The sequence below is a fragment of the Roseicyclus amphidinii genome (genome assembly GCF_030163755.1).
GTDB lineage: Bacteria > Pseudomonadota > Alphaproteobacteria > Rhodobacterales > Rhodobacteraceae > Roseicyclus > Roseicyclus amphidinii.
Genome location: NZ_JASJOE010000003.1, coordinates 14,656 through 29,224 on the forward strand (window position 1 = coordinate 14,656; position 14,569 = coordinate 29,224).

The window sequence follows — 14,569 nt, forward strand, 5'->3', positions numbered from 1 at the left end:
CCCGCGCCAATAGGATGCGACACCGCTTCACATCGGATTGACCCTGTCATCTGCCGTCGCCCTGTCCTGCCATCACCCGCGCCGTGCCCACGTTGTCGCTCGCCATCGCAAGCGACTTGATGACGGCATGCACCCCCTGCCCTTCGGCCAGCCCGAGGGCCGCGACCGAACGTTGCGTGATCCGCGACAGGATCACCGCCTCGCCCGCCTTCAACCGAACAAGGGCACCGGGCCCGTGGCCGGGGTGGATCGAGATGATGCGCGCCGCGATCAGGTTCAGCGCCGACAGCCCCTCGGGGCGGTCGCGCGAGATCATCACGTCCTGCGCCTCGATCCGCAGGCGCAGGCGCGCGCCGGGCTCCGCCGCGATCTGCGGCAGGTAAAGCGTGCCGCCCGCGGCCGCGACCCGCGTCAACCCGTCGCTGTCCTGCGCCTCGACCACCGCCTCGATCACCGCGCCCGCCGCGCCGGGGTCGAGCGCGGGCACCGCGGCAGGGTCCGACAGGACCGCGCTTGCCGGGCCTTGGGCCACCACCCGGCCCGCGTCGAGGGCCACGACCGTGGTGGCCAGCCGCGCGACCTCTTCCATCGCGTGCGAGACATAGAGGATCGGCAGCCCCGCATGGTCGCGCAGCCGTTCGAGAAACGGCAGGATCTCGGCCTTGCGCGCCGGGTCGAGGGCGGCGAGCGGCTCATCCAGCAGCAGCATCCGCGGCCCCGACAGAAGCGCCCGGCCTATCGCCACCCGCTGCCGCTCGCCGCCCGAGAGCGCGCCGGGGCGGCGCGTGAGCAACCCGCCGATGCCCAGAAGCTCGGTGACGCCGGGCAACTCGCCCTCGGCCTCGGCCAGCCGCGACCGCCGGCGCGCGCCATAGAGCAGGTTCTGCCTGACGGAGAGATGCGGGAACAGCCGCGCCTCCTGGAAGACATAGCCGATGCGCCGCACCTGCGGCGAGAGCCACAGGCCCGCGGTGGTGTCGGCCAGCGTCACATCGCCCAGCCGAACCCGCGCGCGGTCGGGCCGCATCAGCCCGGCCACGACATTGGCGACCGTCGTCTTGCCCGCCCCCGACCGGCCGATCAGCGCGGTGACCCCCTCGGGCGCGTCGAAGCCCAGCTCAAGCGTCAGCCCCGGAAACCGATGCGCGATTTCGACCGACAGGCTCATGCGCCCGCCACCCGCCGGGCCGCCCGCGCCGCGATCCATTCCGAGACCAGCAGCGCCCCCATCGACAGGACCACGGCGAAGATCACCAGCCGCGCGGCCGCCCCTTCGCCGCCCGGGATCTGCAGGAAGGAGTAGATGGCCAGCGGCAGGGTGCGTGTCTCGCCGGGGATGTTGGAGACGAAGGTGATCGTCGCCCCGAACTCGCCCAAGGCCTTGGCAAAGCCCAGGATCGTGCCCGCGATCACGCCCGGCAGCGCCATGGGCAGCGTGACCGTGACGAAGACCGCCGCGCGGCTGGCCCCCAGCGTGGCGGCGGCCTGTTCCAGCCGTGGGTCCACCGCCTCGAGCGACAGGCGTATCGCGCGCACCATCAGGGGCAGCGCCATGACGCCCGCCGCCACCGCCGCGCCGGTCCAGCGAAAGGCGATGGGCAGGCCCACGGCCTCCAGCACGCGGCCGAGGGGCGCTTGCGGGCCGAAGGTGATGAGCAAGAGGTAACCGGTGACCACGGGGGGCAGGACAAGCGGCAGGTGGACGATGCCGTTGACCAGCGCCTTGCCCGGAAAACTCCAGCGCGCCAGCGCGTAGGCGGCGAAGAGCGCGATGGGCAGCGTCAGCGCCACCGCCATCAGCCCGACGCGCAGCGAGAGGGTCAGAACCTCCCATTCCGCGGGGCTGAGGGGGACCCACATCGCCTCAGTCATCCCCGGCACACCCGAAGCCGTGGCGGCGGAAGACCTCGGCTGCGGCGGCGCCCTGCATCAGGGCCAGCAACGCCGCGGCCCCTTCGCCGTCGCCCTGCGCCAGCGCCGCGGCGGGATAGAGGATGGGGTCATGCGACCCCGCGGGCAGCTCGGCCAGCACCGCGACGCGCGGCTCGGCGATGGCGTCGGTGGCGTAGACGATCCCGAGGGGGGCCGCCCCGCTTGCCACCAGCGCAAGCGCGGCGCGGACGTTGTCGGCCTCGACCACCTGCGGCGCGACGGCCTCCCACAGGCCGAGGGTCGTCAGGGCCTGCCGTGCGTAGATGCCCGCGGGCACGGCCTCGGTCAGGGCGAGCGCGAGGCGGCCCGCGCCGAGGCGCTCCGGCAAGGCGGCGAGGTCGAGGGGCGCGGGCGCGCCCGCGGGGGCGATCACGACGAGGCTGTTGGTCAACAGATCCACCCGGCTGCCCGCGCGCAGCTGCCCGCCCTCCTCCAGCACGTCCATCCAGGCGGTGTTGGCCGAGACGAAGACATCCCCCGGCGCGCCCGCCGCGATCTGGCGCGCCAAGGCGGAACTGCCGGCGTAGACCAGCGTCAGGGTGCCGCCGGTCTGGTCCTCCCACAGCGTCGCCACCTCGTCGAGCGCCCCCCCGAGCGAAGCCGCGGCATGGACCGTCAGGTCCTGCGCGGCGGCTTGCATCCCGGCGCAGGCGCATGCGGCGGCAAGAAGCGGCCGGAGGCGGCGGCCAAGGCGTGAGACAAGCGGCATAGAGGCCCTCGGAAAGCGATATGTTCGAGCAGACATATCGCGCCGGAAGACCGCCGGGCAAGCGTTATGTTCACCCATGCCGATCGCCCTGCCCGCTCAGGACCGCAGCATCGCGGCGATGGCCGCGATATGCTCGGCCCCCGCGTTGGCGACCTCGGCCTCGAGCGCGCGGTAGCGCGCCAGCACGGCCGCGCCCTCGGGCGTCAGCCGCGCACCGCCCCCCGCGGCCCCGCCGCGGCTGGAGGCCACCAGCGGCGCGGCGAAACCGGCGTTCATCTCTTCGACCAGCGCCCAGGCGCGGCGATAGCTCATGCCCATGCGCCGCCCCGCCGCCGAGATCGAGCCAAGCTCGCCGATCCCCTGCAACAGGTCGGCCTTGCCCGGCCCGAGCTTCGTGCCGTCCTGCCCCAGCAACAGGCGCAAACGAATGGTGGTGGATGTGCTGTCGGACGCTGTCATCGCGCGCAGCATGACCGCGCGCCTGCGCGACGGCAAGCGGCAAGCGGCAAGCGGCAAGACGGCTATCGCTTGCGCTCGGCGAGGATGCGGCGGCTTCGGGGCAGAAGCAGGTGATCGGGCAGCGCGCGGCCCGCGTCGCAATGGGCCAGCGTCACCGCCAGCCGATCAGCCCGCGACAGCGCCAGCACGAACAGCCCCAGCCCGAGCCCGCCGTTGACCCATGGCCCGAAGGGCGCCGCGGTGGCCGTCAGCGTCGCGGCGAGCCCCAGCAGCAGCGTGCCCCAGATCTGCACCTCGGCCCGCATCGCGGTGGCCATCAGATGCGCCGATTGCTCGGCCCGCGATTCCTCGGACCAGATGCCGAACCAGCGCATGAGGAACAGCCGCCTGAGCGCCGCGGTGTTGCGGTAGCCCGTGGGCAGCCGGTCGCGGCCGAACAGGTCGGAGACGATATTGTCCTCCAGCCAGCAGATGCGCATGAGCGCCAAAAGCGCGATGCCGCCCACGGGGCCGAAGGGCAGCCAGAGCGGCGTGAGCGCCCCCGCCCCCACCAGCGCCGCGCCGAGGATGATATGTCCGGGCTTCATGGTTGCCTCCCGTGTCCAGAGACTCGGGGTTATCCTGCGCCGGGATAAAGATTTCGCAAAGAAATATTGTCGGCGCAAAGACGGGGCGCGGAAAGGTGCCGAGGGGAGGCGCTGCCGCCTCACATATCCACTTTCCTGAATATGACGCGCGCGCTACGGTGGGGCGATCATGAGGGAGGAGACCCGAGATGCAGATCACCCGCCGCCGCCTGATGGCCACCGGAACCGCGGCGTTGGCCGCCAGCGGCCTGCCCCGCATCGGCTGGACGCAGACCACGCTGAGGATGGGCGATACCGAGATCACGACGCTGAGCGACGGCACGCTGTCGCTGCCGGCCGAGTTCATCTTCGGGCCGATGCCCTCGGGGGAACTGGCGCAGGTGCTGGCGCCCTATGGCGTCGATCCCGCCGCGCCGCTGACGCCGCCCTGCAACCTGACGCTGCTGCGGCGGGGCGATGTGCTGGCGCTGTTCGACGCGGGCTCGGGCACGCAATTCATGCCTTCCGCGGGGATGCTGCCCGATGCGCTGGCCGCGGCGGGGATCGACCCGTTCGACGTCACGCATGTGATCTTCACCCATGGGCATCCGGATCACCTCTGGGGGGTGCTGGACGATTTCGACGAGCCCTATTTCGCCAATGCCGAACACATGATGGGCGGGGTGGAGTTCGACTACTGGATGGACGACGCGACCGTCGGCAGCATCGGCGCGGAACGCGCGGCCTTTGCCGTGGGGGCGCAACGGCGGCTCTCGGTGGTGGCCGCTGCGATGACACGGTTTGGCGACGGGGACGAGGTTCTGCCGGGCGTGGTGGCCGCGCTGACGCCGGGGCACACGCCGGGGCACATGGGCTTCGTCATCGGCGAGGGCGCGGAAGCGGTGATGGTGCTGGGCGATGCGATCGGCAACGATCACGTGGCCTTTGCCCGGCCCGGCTGGGTCTCGGGCTCGGACCAGGACCCGGAGGCGGCGGCGGCGACGCGGGTCGCGCTGTTCGACCGGATCACGGCGGACGACATGGGCGTCATCGGCTTCCACCTGGGCGGCGGCGGGATCGGCCGGGTCGCAGCCGAGGGTGAGGGATATCGCTTTGTTCCGGAGGCGTGAGGCCCCTTCATGCGATGCATGAAGATCGCCTTGCAAAGCATTGAAGGAAAAGAGGGGCGCCACTGGGGCGCCCCTTCGAGTTTCGCGTATCAGGCTCTGATGTTCACTGCCCGAAGTGTTCTGCCTGCGGCCTGATCCGCGTCAGGGGCGAGCGCACCCGCCCCGGATGACAGGCGCGCGACCTTGGGCCCCGCGCGCCCGATTGGTGTTCAGCTACAGCCCGACGTCGCGCCGCAAGTGTTGCACTTCATGCAGGTCCCGTTGCGGACCAGCGTGTAGTTGCCGCATTCGCCGCAGGCTTCGCCCTCGTAGCCCTGCATCTTCGCCTTGGTGCGGGCGTCCATGCTGACCGTGCCGGTGGTGACCGCCGTGGTCGAAGCGACCGCCGCCACGGTGGCGCCGCCGCGGGTCTCGGGGACAAGGGTTTCCAGCGTCGCCACCGGGTCGGCCGCGCCGCCCTGGAAGACCACCAGCTCCTGCGGGGCGCGCTTGCGGAGGTAGCCCGTCGAGGCGACCTGGCGCAGCACGTCGATGGGCGAGGAGGCGCGGCTGTCCGGCACTTCCTTGACGTTCGACACGCCCTCTTCCGCGCCGCGGCCCACGTCGTCGAAGGTCTGGCCGGTGGGTGCCACATGGGCGAGGTCGGTCCGGTCGAGGTAGGACACGGCCAGCTCGCGGAAGATGTAATCGAGGATCGAGGTCGCGTTCTTGATCGAGTCGTTGCCCTGCACCATCCCCGAGGGTTCGAACTTGGTGAAGGTGAAGGCGTCCACGAACTCCTCCAGCGGCACGCCGTACTGAAGGCCGACCGAAACGGCGATGGCGAAGTTGTTCATCATCGCACGGAAGCCCGCGCCTTCCTTGTGCATGTCGATGAAGATCTCGCCCAGCGAGCCGTCCTGGTATTCGCCGGTGCGCAGGTAGACCTTGTGGCCGCCCACGATGGCCTTTTGCGTGTAGCCCTTGCGGCGGTCGGGCATCTTCTCGCGGTGGGCCTTGATGACCTCCTTGACCACGATCTTCTCGACGATCTTCTCGGCGATGACCTGCGCTTTTTCCATGGTGGTGCCGGTTTCCAGCACCTCCTGCGCGTCCTCGTCATCCTCCACCAGCGCGGAGGCCAGCGGCTGCGACAGCTTGGAGCCGTCGCGGTAGAGCGCGTTGGCCTTCACCCCCAGCGACCAGGACAGTTCATAGGCCTTCTGGCAATCCTCGATCGTGGCCGAGTTGGGCATGTTGATCGTCTTGGAGATCGCGCCCGAGATGAAGCTTTGGGCGGCCGCCATCATGTAGATGTGGCTGTCGACGTTGAGGAACCGCTTGCCCTTCTTCCCGCAGGGGTTGGCGCAGTCGAAGACGTGGTAATGCTCTTCCTTGAGGAAGGGCGCGCCCTCGAGCGTCATGGTCCCGCAGACATGGTCGTTGGCGGCGTCGATCTCGGCCTTGGTGAAGCCGAGGTGGCGCAGCATGTCGAAGGTGGGATCGTTCAGCTTGGTCGCCGGGATGCCCAGCGTTTCGGTGCAGAACTCGGCCCCCAGCGTCCACTGGTTGAAGACGAAGCGGATGTCGAAGGCGGAGGGCAGCGCCGCCTCGATCTTCTCGATCTCGGCGCGGCCGAAGCCGTGGCCGATCAGGGCGGTGTGGTTGATGCCGGGTGCCTGCCCCAACGTGCCGTGACCCACGGCATAGGCGATGATCTCTTCGATCTGGCTGGAGGAATAGCCCAGCGTTTCCAGCGCGCCCGGCACCGACTGGTTGATGATCTTGAAGTAGCCGCCGCCGGCCAGCTTCTTGAACTTGACCAGCGCGAAGTCGGGCTCGATCCCGGTGGTGTCGCAGTCCATGACAAGGCCGATGGTGCCCGTGGGCGCAATGACGGTGGATTGCGCGTTGCGGTAGCCATGCGCCTCGCCGAGGCTGAGGGCATCGTCCCAGGCCTGCTTGGCCAGCTTGATCAGCCGGGCGTCGGGGCAATTGGCGTGGTCGAGGGCGACGGGGTTCACGTTCACCGCCTCATAGCCCTCGGTCTTGCCATAGGCCGCGGCGCGGTGGTTGCGCATCACGCGCAGCATGTGCTCGCGGTTGCGCTCGAAGCCCGCGAAGGGGCCCAGCTCGCTGGCGATCTCGGCCGAGGTGGCATAGGCCACGCCGGTCATGATCGCGGTCAACGCCCCGCACATCGCACGACCCTCGGCGCTGTCATAGCCAAGCCCCATGTTCATCAGCAGGCCGCCGATGTTGGCGTAGCCAAGGCCGAGCGTGCGGAAGTCGTAGGAGAGCTGCGCGATTTCCTTGGAGGGGAACTGCGCCATCATCACCGAGATTTCCAGCGTCAGCGTCCAGAGCCGCGTGGCATGGACATAGCTTTCCGCGTCGAACTGGCCGCCCGAGTAGAAGGTCAACAGGTTCATCGAGGCGAGGTTGCAGGCCGTATCGTCGAGGAACATGTATTCCGAGCACGGGTTTGAGCCGCGGATCGCGCCGTCTTCGGGGCAGGTGTGCCAGGCGTTGACGGTGTCGTGGAACTGGATGCCCGGATCGGCGCAGGCCCATGCGGCATGGCCCACCTTTTCCCAAAGCTCCCGCGCCTTGACCGTCTTGGTCGGCTTGCCGTTGACGCGGCTGATCAGCTCCCAGTCGTCATCGTTCTCGACGGCCTTGAGGAAGGCGTCAGTGACGCGGATCGAGTTGTTGGAGTTCTGGCCGGAAACGCTCGAATAGGCCTCGCTGTCCCAATCGGTGTCATAGGTCGGGAACTCGATCGAGGTGTAGCCCTGACGCGCGTAGTCCAGCACGCGCTTGATGTAGGTTTCGGGGATCGCGGCGGATTTCGCGGCGCGGATCGCCTTTTTCAGCGTCTCGTTCTTCGTGGGCTCGACGCCATCCTCGAGCAGGCCGTCCCACTCGCGGATCGCGGTGAAGATGGCGTTCAGCATCTTCTCGTGGGTCTTGGAGCCCGCGACGAGGCTGGCGACCTTCTGTTCCTCGATCACCTTCCAGTCGATGAAGGCCTCGATATCGGGGTGGTCGGCGTCGACGATCACCATCTTGGCCGCGCGGCGCGTGGTGCCGCCCGACTTGATCGCGCCCGCCGCACGGTCGCCGATCTTGAGAAAGCCCATCAGGCCCGAGGACTTGCCGCCGCCCGAAAGCTTCTCGCCCTCGCCGCGCAGGTGGCTGAAGTTGGTGCCGGTGCCAGAGCCATACTTGAACAGGCGCGCCTCGCGCACCCAGAGGTCCATGATGCCGCCCTCGTTCACGAGGTCATCGGCGACGGACTGGATGAAGCAGGCGTGCGGCTGGGGGTGTTCATAGGCGCTGGTCGACTTGGTCAGCTTGCCGCTTTGCCAATCGACGTAGAAATGCCCCTGGCTCGGGCCGTCGATGCCGTAAGCCCAATGCAGGCCGGTGTTGAACCACTGCGGGCTGTTGGGCGCTGCCATCTGGCGCGCCAGCATCAGCTGCATCTCGTCGAAATAGGCGCGGGCGTCGTCCTCGGTGGTGAAGTAGCCACCCTTCCAGCCCCAGTAGCACCACGCGCCCGCAAGGCGGCGGAACACCTGCTTGGCCGAGGTCTCGCCGCCGTAACGCTGGTCTTCGGGCAAGGCGGCGAGGGCGGCCTCATCGGCGACCTGCCGCCACAGGAAGCTGGGGACGCCCTTTTCCTTGACGGGCTTCAGGGCCGCGGGAACGCCGGCCTTGCGGAAATACTTCTGCGCGATGACGTCCGAGGCCACCTGGCTCCAGCCCACGGGCACCTCGACGGCGTCGAGCTTGAAGACCACGGTGCCGTCAGGGTTGCGGATTTCCGACGTGGTGGTGGTGAATTCCAGATCAGCATACGCATCTGCGCCGGCACGGGTGAATCTACGGTCGATCTTCATGGATTACTGCCTCTTCTAGCCCTGGTTCGCTCCGCGCGGTCTGCCAGCGTCGTTGCGCTCTGACCGTCTTGGTCTTGAAGGCAAGAAGGCACCCCCCCGGCCCGGCTGCACCGGCCCGTCACACCCCTTGCGGGATGTGCCTGGATGTCCATGTCGGGATTTCTCCCTGCCCCCCGCCGACGCACCATATGTTGTGGTGTCTCAATCGGCTCGCACAATCTGACGTAGGAGGGGTCGGAGGGTCAATCGTTTTTTTGGCAGCCGAGGCGGCAAATTTGGGTTGAAAACGGCGCCCCTTTCCGTCCCTCCGCCGGTGTCACGATTCTGATCGGATGCGGCTCGGCGTCCGGTATCGGCGGATATCGTTGTTTTTCGCAGGGATAACGGCGGCGGTTGAAGTATCACCCAAGGTCGCCGGCCCAAGGGCATCCTATCCTTCGTCGCCGCGCCTTGCTGCCAAAGATATGGCAGATACACCACAGGCAAGCGCCAGAACCGGCCATGTCCCACCACATTACGGAGAGGTAACCGGCAGATGACACTAGATGTGGTATGTGGCGGGATTGGTCGGGGCGGCGAGATTCGAACTCACGACCCCCTGTACCCAAAACAGGTGCGCTACCAGACTGCGCCACGCCCCGACCTGATCCCGCTCTTAGCGCCGCCGGGCGGGGCAGCGCAACCCCGCAAGATCACTCGACCGGGCAGGGCCAGGCGGCGGTCTCCTGCAGGATGGCGGGGTGGCGCATCTGGTCGCCCGCGGACAGGCCCAGCTGCTCGGACATGCCGCCGTTGATCTCGAGCACATACTGGATGTCGGGAATGCCCGGCGTCGGTTGCCCCTGAGCATCCACGAGGAAGCCGCTGGGCACCGGCGTCTCGTCGAGCGGGACGGCGTTTTCGTGGATATGCACGATCGCGCCGGTTTCATCGGCAAAGATCATGTCGAGCGGGATCAGCGTGTTCTTCATCCAGAACGCCACCGTGTTGGCGCGCTCGTAGACGAACAGCATGCCGACCATGCGCGGCATCTCGGGCACGTTCATCAGCCCTTGCGCCCGCGCCTCGGGCGTGTCCGCGACGGCGACACGAAACCGGACCGAGCCGAAGTCGCCCCGGATCTCGACGCGATCCTCGGAGCAGGCCGCAGCAGCCTGTGTGACAGGGGCTGCGGCCAGAACCAGGGCCGCGACGAGAAACCGGAACGGGCGCATCGGCGCTATCCTTTACACGTAATCCCAGGCGCGCACTTCGGCCGCCATCTTGCCGCGGGGACCATCCACCACCCTCATCGCCACGGCTTCGCCGGGCATGAGATCGGCAAGCCCGCAGCGGCGCAGCACCTCGACATGCACGAACACGTCTTCAGGATGCCCGAAGATGTTGGCGAAGCCAAAGCCTTTCGTCTTGTCGAACCATTTCACGCGGCCGGGCACGAAGGGCACGTCCGAGGGGATGTCGATCTGGAACCCCTCGTCACCTTCGTCCAGCCCTTCGGGCGGGATGATCTCGATCACTTCGCTGGCCTGCACGCCGCGCGGTGTCATCTGCACCCGCACCGAGATGCGCGCGTCATCGGCCACGGAGCCCTGCCCGAAATTCCTCAGAACATTCGCATGAAGGAGGATGTCGGGCCCTCCCTCATCCGCCACGATGAACCCGAATCCCTTTGCGACGTCGAACCACTTCACGCGGCCTGCGACGATCGGTGAGATATCTTGCTTTTCATCAGCCATACAGGCCATTCCCATCATCCGTTGCTACGAAATGTCCCCGCGCCGAACCTGAAGGGGTATCGCAGCAGACTCAAGTCGAAATTATTGTCCTAGAATAACATTTAGCCCGAAGGGCTGCGAATCCGCACTGTGCGCGTGCGTTCATGCACGCATCATGCCAACCGGCATGACGGGCCCGGCATCGGCATGGCGGCTCAGGGATTGAGCCGCGTCACCTGCCATGGTTCGGCGGGACCGGAGCGGGTCCAGCGGAACCGGTCATGCAGCCGAAAGGCGCCGTCGGCCCAGAACTCGATCTCGACCGGGGTGATGCGGAACCCGCCCCAGAACGGCGGCCGGTCGGGGTTCGGTCCCTGCTGCGCGGTGATGCGGGCGACCTCGGCCATCAGCGCGGCCCGGCTGGCCAGCGGCCGCGATTGCCGCGACGCCCAGGCGCCGAGGCGGCTCTTGAGCGAGCGCGAGGCGTAGTAGGCATCGGCCGTCTCGCCCTCCTCGCGGGTCACCAGCCCGCGCACCCGGACCTGCCGGTGCAGGGATTTCCAGTGCATCACGAAGGCCGCCTTGCCCGAGGCCATCAGCTCCTGCCCCTTGGCGCTTTCGTAATTGGTGTAGAAGACGAAAGCCCCCTGCCCCGCGCCCGCGCTTTCGATGTCCTTGAGAAGCACCATCCGCACGTTCGGCAGCCCCTCGGCGTCGACGCTGGCCAACGCGATGGCGTTGGGATCGTTGGGTTCCGAGGCCTCGGCCTCGGCCAGCCAGGCCCGCGCGATGACGAATGGGTCGTCGCCCGCGAAGATGCCGGTTCGTTCGGTCATGGGTCGTTCTCCACATGGTTCCTGGGACGACGAGCTAGCGCCCGAGCGGCCCCGCAGCAAGACGCCCTATCTTGAAGCCCCGGTGGGGATGGCTTACCAGACCGGTAACACAGCTTGGCGGATGGGGAATGCGATGGGGTTGATGACGGGCAAGCGCGGGCTCATCATGGGGCTCGCAAACGACAAGTCCATCGCCTGGGGCATCGCCAAGGCCGTGGCGGCCGAGGGCGCGGAGCTGGCGTTTTCCTATCAGGGCGAGGCGCTGCTGAAGCGGGTGAAGCCGCTGGCCGAAAGCCTCGGCTCCGAGCTGATGATCCCCTGCGACGTGGGCGACGAAGCGTCGCTCGACGCGCTCTTCGCGGAGCTTCAGGAAAAATGGGGCAGCCTCGATTTCGTGGTCCATGCCATCGGTTTTTCCGACAAGAGCGAGCTGCGCGGCCGCTACGTCGAGACAAGCCCGGCGAATTTCGCCATGACGATGAACATCTCGGTCTATTCCTTCACCGCCGTTTGCCAGCGCGCCGAGAAGATGATGCCGAACGGCGGCAGCCTTCTGACGCTGACCTATTACGGCGCGGAGAAGGTCATGCCGCATTACAACGTCATGGGTGTCGCCAAGGCCGCGCTCGAGGCGTCGGTGATGTATCTGGCCGAGGACCTGGGCCGCGACGGCATCCGCGTGAACGCGATTTCCGCGGGCACGATCAAGACGTTGGCCGCCTCGGGCATCGGCGATTTCCGCTACATCCTGAAGTGGAACGAGAACAACGCGCCGCTCCGCCGGACCGTGACGCAGGACGAGGTGGGCCAGTCGGCCCTCTACCTGCTGTCGGACATGTCCAGCGCGGTGACGGGCGAGGTGCTGCATGTCGACTCGGGCTATCATGTCATCGGCATGAAGAACCCCGAGGCCCCCGACATGAGCCTCGAGAAGAAGGAGGGCTAGGCCCATGATCACGCCCCTGCCCCATGAGAAAGGCTTTCACGTCAGCTGGGACCAGCTGCACCGCGACGCCCGCGCGCTGGCCTGGCGGCTGGACAAGCGCGGCCCGGGCGAAGACGGCGGCTGGCGCGCGGTGGTCGCGATCACCCGCGGCGGCATGGCCCCCGCGATGATCGTCGCGCGCGAACTGGACATCCGTACCGTCGATACGATTTCGGTCAAATCCTACCACGCGGGCGGCGGCAAGGCCGACAAGCAGCGCGAGGCCGAGGTGCTGAAAAGCCCCGATGACGCGATGATGGGCGATGGCGAGGGCGTGCTGATCGTCGACGACCTGGTCGACACCGGCAAGACGCTGGAGCTGGTGCGCCAGCTCTACCCCAAGGCGCATTTCGCCACGGTCTATGCCAAGCCCAAGGGCGAGCCGATGGTCGACACCTTCATCACCGGGGTGAGCCAGGACACCTGGATCTTCTTCCCCTGGGACATGGCGCTGCAATACGTCGAGCCCTATCGCGGCAAGGACTGAGCGCGACACCGAAAATTCGTACGAATTTTCGCATCATGCGAATTTTCGTACGAAAATTCGTTACGGCGTCGCCAGAGCCTCGGCCAGCACGGCGCGCACGGCCTCCACCGGCACATCGCCCGTGACGAAGGCGTCGCCGATCCCGCGCGCGAGAATGAAGCGCAGCTGGCCGTCCACCACCTTCTTGTCCTGCGCCATCAGCGCCAGCAGCCCGTCGGCATCCGGCAGATCGCCCGGAATGTCGGCCAGATCGCGCTTCATGCCCATCCCGGCGAGATGCGCGCGCACCCGGCTCGGGTCTTCCTGCGCGCAAAGCCCCAGCCGCGCCGACAGTTCGAAGGCCAGCGCGCAGCCGATCGCCACGCCCTCGCCATGCAGCAGCCGGTCGGAATAGCCCGTCGCGGCCTCAAGCGCATGGCAGAAGGTGTGGCCGAGGTTCAGAAGCGCACGGTCGCCCTGTTCGGTCTCGTCGCGCACGACGATGTCGGCCTTCATCTGGACCGAGCGGCGCACCGCCTCGGCCCTCAGCGCGGCATCGCCCGCGGCCAGCGCCGGCCCGTTCTCCTCGAGCCAGCCGAAGAACCCGGCATCCCCCAGAAGCCCGTATTTGGCCACCTCGCCGTAGCCGGCAAGGAAATCGCGCGGCGCAAGCGTGCCCAGCACGTCGATATCGGCCAGCACCAGCGACGGCTGGTGAAAACTGCCGACCAGGTTCTTGCCGTGTTCGGTGTTGATCCCGGTCTTGCCGCCCACCGAGCTGTCCACCTGCGCCAGAAGCGAGGTCGGCAGCTGCACGAAGCGCACGCCGCGGCGCAGGATCGCGGCGGCGAAGCCCACGAGATCGCCGATCACGCCGCCGCCGAAGGCGACGACCACGTCGCGCCGCTCGACCTTTTCCGAGAGCCACCATTCGACCACGCGAATGAGGTTCGGCCAGCTCTTCGTCCCCTCGCCCGGCGGCAGGATCAGCGCGGCGCTGTCCACGCCGCCCGCCTGCAGCCCCGCCTGCAACGCCGCAAGATGCAGCGAAGCGACCCGCTCCTCGGTCACGATCCAGACCTTCGGGCGGCGCAGCAGCGGCGCAATCTCGGCCCCCGCGCGCCCGATCAGCCCCGCACCGATGCGCACGTCATAGGCCCGCTCGCCCAGCGGCACATGCACCGTCACCGTCATGGCTCATATCCCTCCACCGCGCCCGCGCGGGCCAGTTCCGCCATCACCCGCTCGGCCGTCTCCTCGATCGACCAGTCGGGGGCCACATGCACCTTGAGCGGCGCAAGGGCATAGACCGGCGCGCGCGCGTCCAGCAGCTCGGACAGGGTGCGCCGGGGATTGTCGGTCCGCAACAGCGGCCGCGTCGTCTTGTGGCGCACGCGTTGCCACAGCAGCTCGAGATCGGCCTGAAGCCAGAGCACCGCCGCCTCGCGCGTCAGGAGCGCGCGGTTCGCCTCGGACAGCCACGCGCCCCCGCCCGTCGACAGGATGCAAGGCGGCCCGTCCAGCAGCCGCGCGATCACCGCGCTTTCCTTTTCGCGGAAGAAGGGCTCGCCGTAGCGGTCGAAGATCTCGGCGATGCTCAGCTGGCTGGAGGCGACGATCTCGGCATCCGAGTCGCGCATCTCGGCCCCCAGCCGGGTGGCCAGCGCACGGCCCACGGCGGTCTTGCCCGCACCCATCATCCCCACCAGGACGACCGTCCGCAGCAGCCGCTCTGCCGTGTGTTCACGCGAATGTGGCGGTGTTTCGCCCATGATCCCGAAATTTCTTTTCCCGTGCCTGGCGCAATTCCGCCCCGGATGCCTTATAAGGATTCCAGAACGGCGGCAAACGCCGATCCGCGGCCAGTGTGTCGCGGTCGAGACGCGA

The 14,569-nt window shown here is 67.9% G+C and carries 14 protein-coding genes and 1 tRNA gene; 3 read left to right on the forward strand and 12 right to left on the reverse strand.

Features of this window, described 5'->3' with window-relative positions:
* Nucleotides 1–46 precede the first annotated feature (46 nt).
* The 5 genes from modC to QQK83_RS01665 form a co-directional block, all read right to left on the reverse strand.
* Nucleotides 47–1,168 carry a molybdenum ABC transporter ATP-binding protein gene (gene modC, locus QQK83_RS01645; protein WP_284261032.1) on the reverse strand — a complete coding sequence of 374 codons (1,122 nt, stop codon included), beginning with the start codon at nt 1,166–1,168 and terminating at the stop codon, nt 47–49.
* Nucleotides 1,165–1,872, reverse strand: coding sequence for a molybdate ABC transporter permease subunit (gene modB, locus QQK83_RS01650; RefSeq protein WP_284261036.1), 708 nt, complete (start codon nt 1,870–1,872; stop codon nt 1,165–1,167). The genes modC and modB overlap by 4 nt, the downstream gene beginning before the upstream one ends.
* Nucleotides 1,865–2,572 carry a molybdate ABC transporter substrate-binding protein gene (gene modA / locus QQK83_RS01655; protein ID WP_284261039.1) on the reverse strand — a complete coding sequence of 236 codons (708 nt, stop codon included), beginning with the start codon at nt 2,570–2,572 and terminating at the stop codon, nt 1,865–1,867. The genes modB and modA overlap by 8 nt, the downstream gene beginning before the upstream one ends.
* Nucleotides 2,573–2,737: 165 nt before the next feature.
* A complete protein-coding gene (locus QQK83_RS01660) occupies nt 2,738–3,100 on the reverse strand; it encodes a winged helix-turn-helix domain-containing protein (protein WP_284261041.1) in 363 nt (120 codons plus the stop codon).
* 62 nt (nt 3,101–3,162) lie between these two features.
* A complete protein-coding gene (locus QQK83_RS01665; protein ID WP_284261044.1) occupies nt 3,163–3,687 on the reverse strand; it encodes a hypothetical protein in 525 nt (174 codons plus the stop codon).
* 188 nt (nt 3,688–3,875) lie between these two features.
* On the opposite strand from QQK83_RS01665, the gene QQK83_RS01670 reads away from it, so the two are divergent.
* On the forward strand, nt 3,876–4,796 hold the full coding sequence (locus QQK83_RS01670; protein ID WP_284261047.1) for an MBL fold metallo-hydrolase: 921 nt from the start codon (nt 3,876–3,878) through the stop codon (nt 4,794–4,796).
* A gap of 209 nt (nt 4,797–5,005) precedes the next feature.
* Here QQK83_RS01670 and QQK83_RS01675 read toward each other — a convergent pair whose 3' ends face one another.
* From QQK83_RS01675 to pdxH, 5 genes are all read right to left on the reverse strand, one after another.
* On the reverse strand, nt 5,006–8,680 hold the full coding sequence (locus QQK83_RS01675) for a vitamin B12-dependent ribonucleotide reductase (protein ID WP_284261049.1): 3,675 nt from the start codon (nt 8,678–8,680) through the stop codon (nt 5,006–5,008).
* A 564-nt stretch (nt 8,681–9,244) separates the two neighbouring features.
* Nucleotides 9,245–9,321, reverse strand: a tRNA-Pro gene (locus tag QQK83_RS01680).
* Nucleotides 9,322–9,372: 51 nt separating this feature from the next.
* Nucleotides 9,373–9,894: a DUF192 domain-containing protein gene (locus QQK83_RS01685; RefSeq protein WP_284261051.1), complete on the reverse strand. Its 522-nt coding sequence runs from the start codon at nt 9,892–9,894 to the stop codon at nt 9,373–9,375.
* 12 nt (nt 9,895–9,906) lie between these two features.
* Nucleotides 9,907–10,425: a cold-shock protein gene (locus tag QQK83_RS01690; RefSeq protein ID WP_417750325.1), complete on the reverse strand. Its 519-nt coding sequence runs from the start codon at nt 10,423–10,425 to the stop codon at nt 9,907–9,909.
* A gap of 185 nt (nt 10,426–10,610) precedes the next feature.
* Nucleotides 10,611–11,231, reverse strand: a complete 621-nt coding sequence (gene pdxH, locus QQK83_RS01695; RefSeq protein WP_284261055.1) for a pyridoxamine 5'-phosphate oxidase — start codon at nt 11,229–11,231, stop codon at nt 10,611–10,613.
* An 88-nt stretch (nt 11,232–11,319) separates the two neighbouring features.
* Between pdxH and fabI the strand changes: the two genes are divergently transcribed.
* Both fabI and gpt read left to right on the forward strand, forming a co-directional pair.
* Complete coding sequence (fabI, locus tag QQK83_RS01700) at nt 11,320–12,177, forward strand: enoyl-ACP reductase FabI (protein ID WP_284261057.1); 858 nt, start codon at nt 11,320–11,322, stop codon at nt 12,175–12,177.
* A 4-nt stretch (nt 12,178–12,181) separates the two neighbouring features.
* Nucleotides 12,182–12,703 carry a xanthine phosphoribosyltransferase gene (gpt, locus tag QQK83_RS01705; protein WP_284261059.1) on the forward strand — a complete coding sequence of 174 codons (522 nt, stop codon included), beginning with the start codon at nt 12,182–12,184 and terminating at the stop codon, nt 12,701–12,703.
* A gap of 60 nt (nt 12,704–12,763) precedes the next feature.
* On the opposite strand, the gene aroB is transcribed toward gpt, so the two are convergent.
* Together aroB and QQK83_RS01715 are read right to left on the reverse strand one after the other, a co-directional pair.
* Entirely contained in the window at nt 12,764–13,876 is a 1,113-nt protein-coding gene (aroB, locus tag QQK83_RS01710; protein WP_284261061.1) for a 3-dehydroquinate synthase, read from the reverse strand.
* Nucleotides 13,873–14,454 carry a shikimate kinase gene (locus QQK83_RS01715; protein WP_284261066.1) on the reverse strand — a complete coding sequence of 194 codons (582 nt, stop codon included), beginning with the start codon at nt 14,452–14,454 and terminating at the stop codon, nt 13,873–13,875. The genes aroB and QQK83_RS01715 overlap by 4 nt, the downstream gene beginning before the upstream one ends.
* Nucleotides 14,455–14,569 lie beyond the last annotated feature (115 nt).

Bases quoted from the DNA above. Each gene is read 5' to 3' on its own strand.
- fabI (WP_284261057.1), top strand. From the start codon at position 11,320: ATGGCTTACCAGACCGGTAACACAGCTTGGCGGATGGGGAATGCGATG.
- QQK83_RS01675 (WP_284261049.1), bottom strand. From the start codon at position 8,680: ATGAAGATCGACCGTAGATTCACCCGTGCCGGCGCAGATGCGTATGCT.
- QQK83_RS01665 (WP_284261044.1), bottom strand. From the start codon at position 3,687: ATGAAGCCCGGACATATCATCCTCGGCGCGGCGCTGGTGGGGGCGGGG.
- QQK83_RS01660 (WP_284261041.1), bottom strand. From the start codon at position 3,100: ATGACAGCGTCCGACAGCACATCCACCACCATTCGTTTGCGCCTGTTG.
- QQK83_RS01670 (WP_284261047.1), top strand. From the start codon at position 3,876: ATGCAGATCACCCGCCGCCGCCTGATGGCCACCGGAACCGCGGCGTTG.
- modC (WP_284261032.1), bottom strand. From the start codon at position 1,168: ATGAGCCTGTCGGTCGAAATCGCGCATCGGTTTCCGGGGCTGACGCTT.
- QQK83_RS01715 (WP_284261066.1), bottom strand. From the start codon at position 14,454: ATGGGCGAAACACCGCCACATTCGCGTGAACACACGGCAGAGCGGCTG.
- modA (WP_284261039.1), bottom strand. From the start codon at position 2,572: ATGCAAGCCGCCGCGCAGGACCTGACGGTCCATGCCGCGGCTTCGCTC.
- modB (WP_284261036.1), bottom strand. From the start codon at position 1,872: ATGACTGAGGCGATGTGGGTCCCCCTCAGCCCCGCGGAATGGGAGGTT.
- gpt (WP_284261059.1), top strand. From the start codon at position 12,182: ATGATCACGCCCCTGCCCCATGAGAAAGGCTTTCACGTCAGCTGGGAC.
- aroB (WP_284261061.1), bottom strand. From the start codon at position 13,876: ATGACGGTGACGGTGCATGTGCCGCTGGGCGAGCGGGCCTATGACGTG.
- QQK83_RS01685 (WP_284261051.1), bottom strand. From the start codon at position 9,894: ATGCGCCCGTTCCGGTTTCTCGTCGCGGCCCTGGTTCTGGCCGCAGCC.
- QQK83_RS01690 (WP_417750325.1), bottom strand. From the start codon at position 10,425: ATGGCCTGTATGGCTGATGAAAAGCAAGATATCTCACCGATCGTCGCA.
- pdxH (WP_284261055.1), bottom strand. From the start codon at position 11,231: ATGACCGAACGAACCGGCATCTTCGCGGGCGACGACCCATTCGTCATC.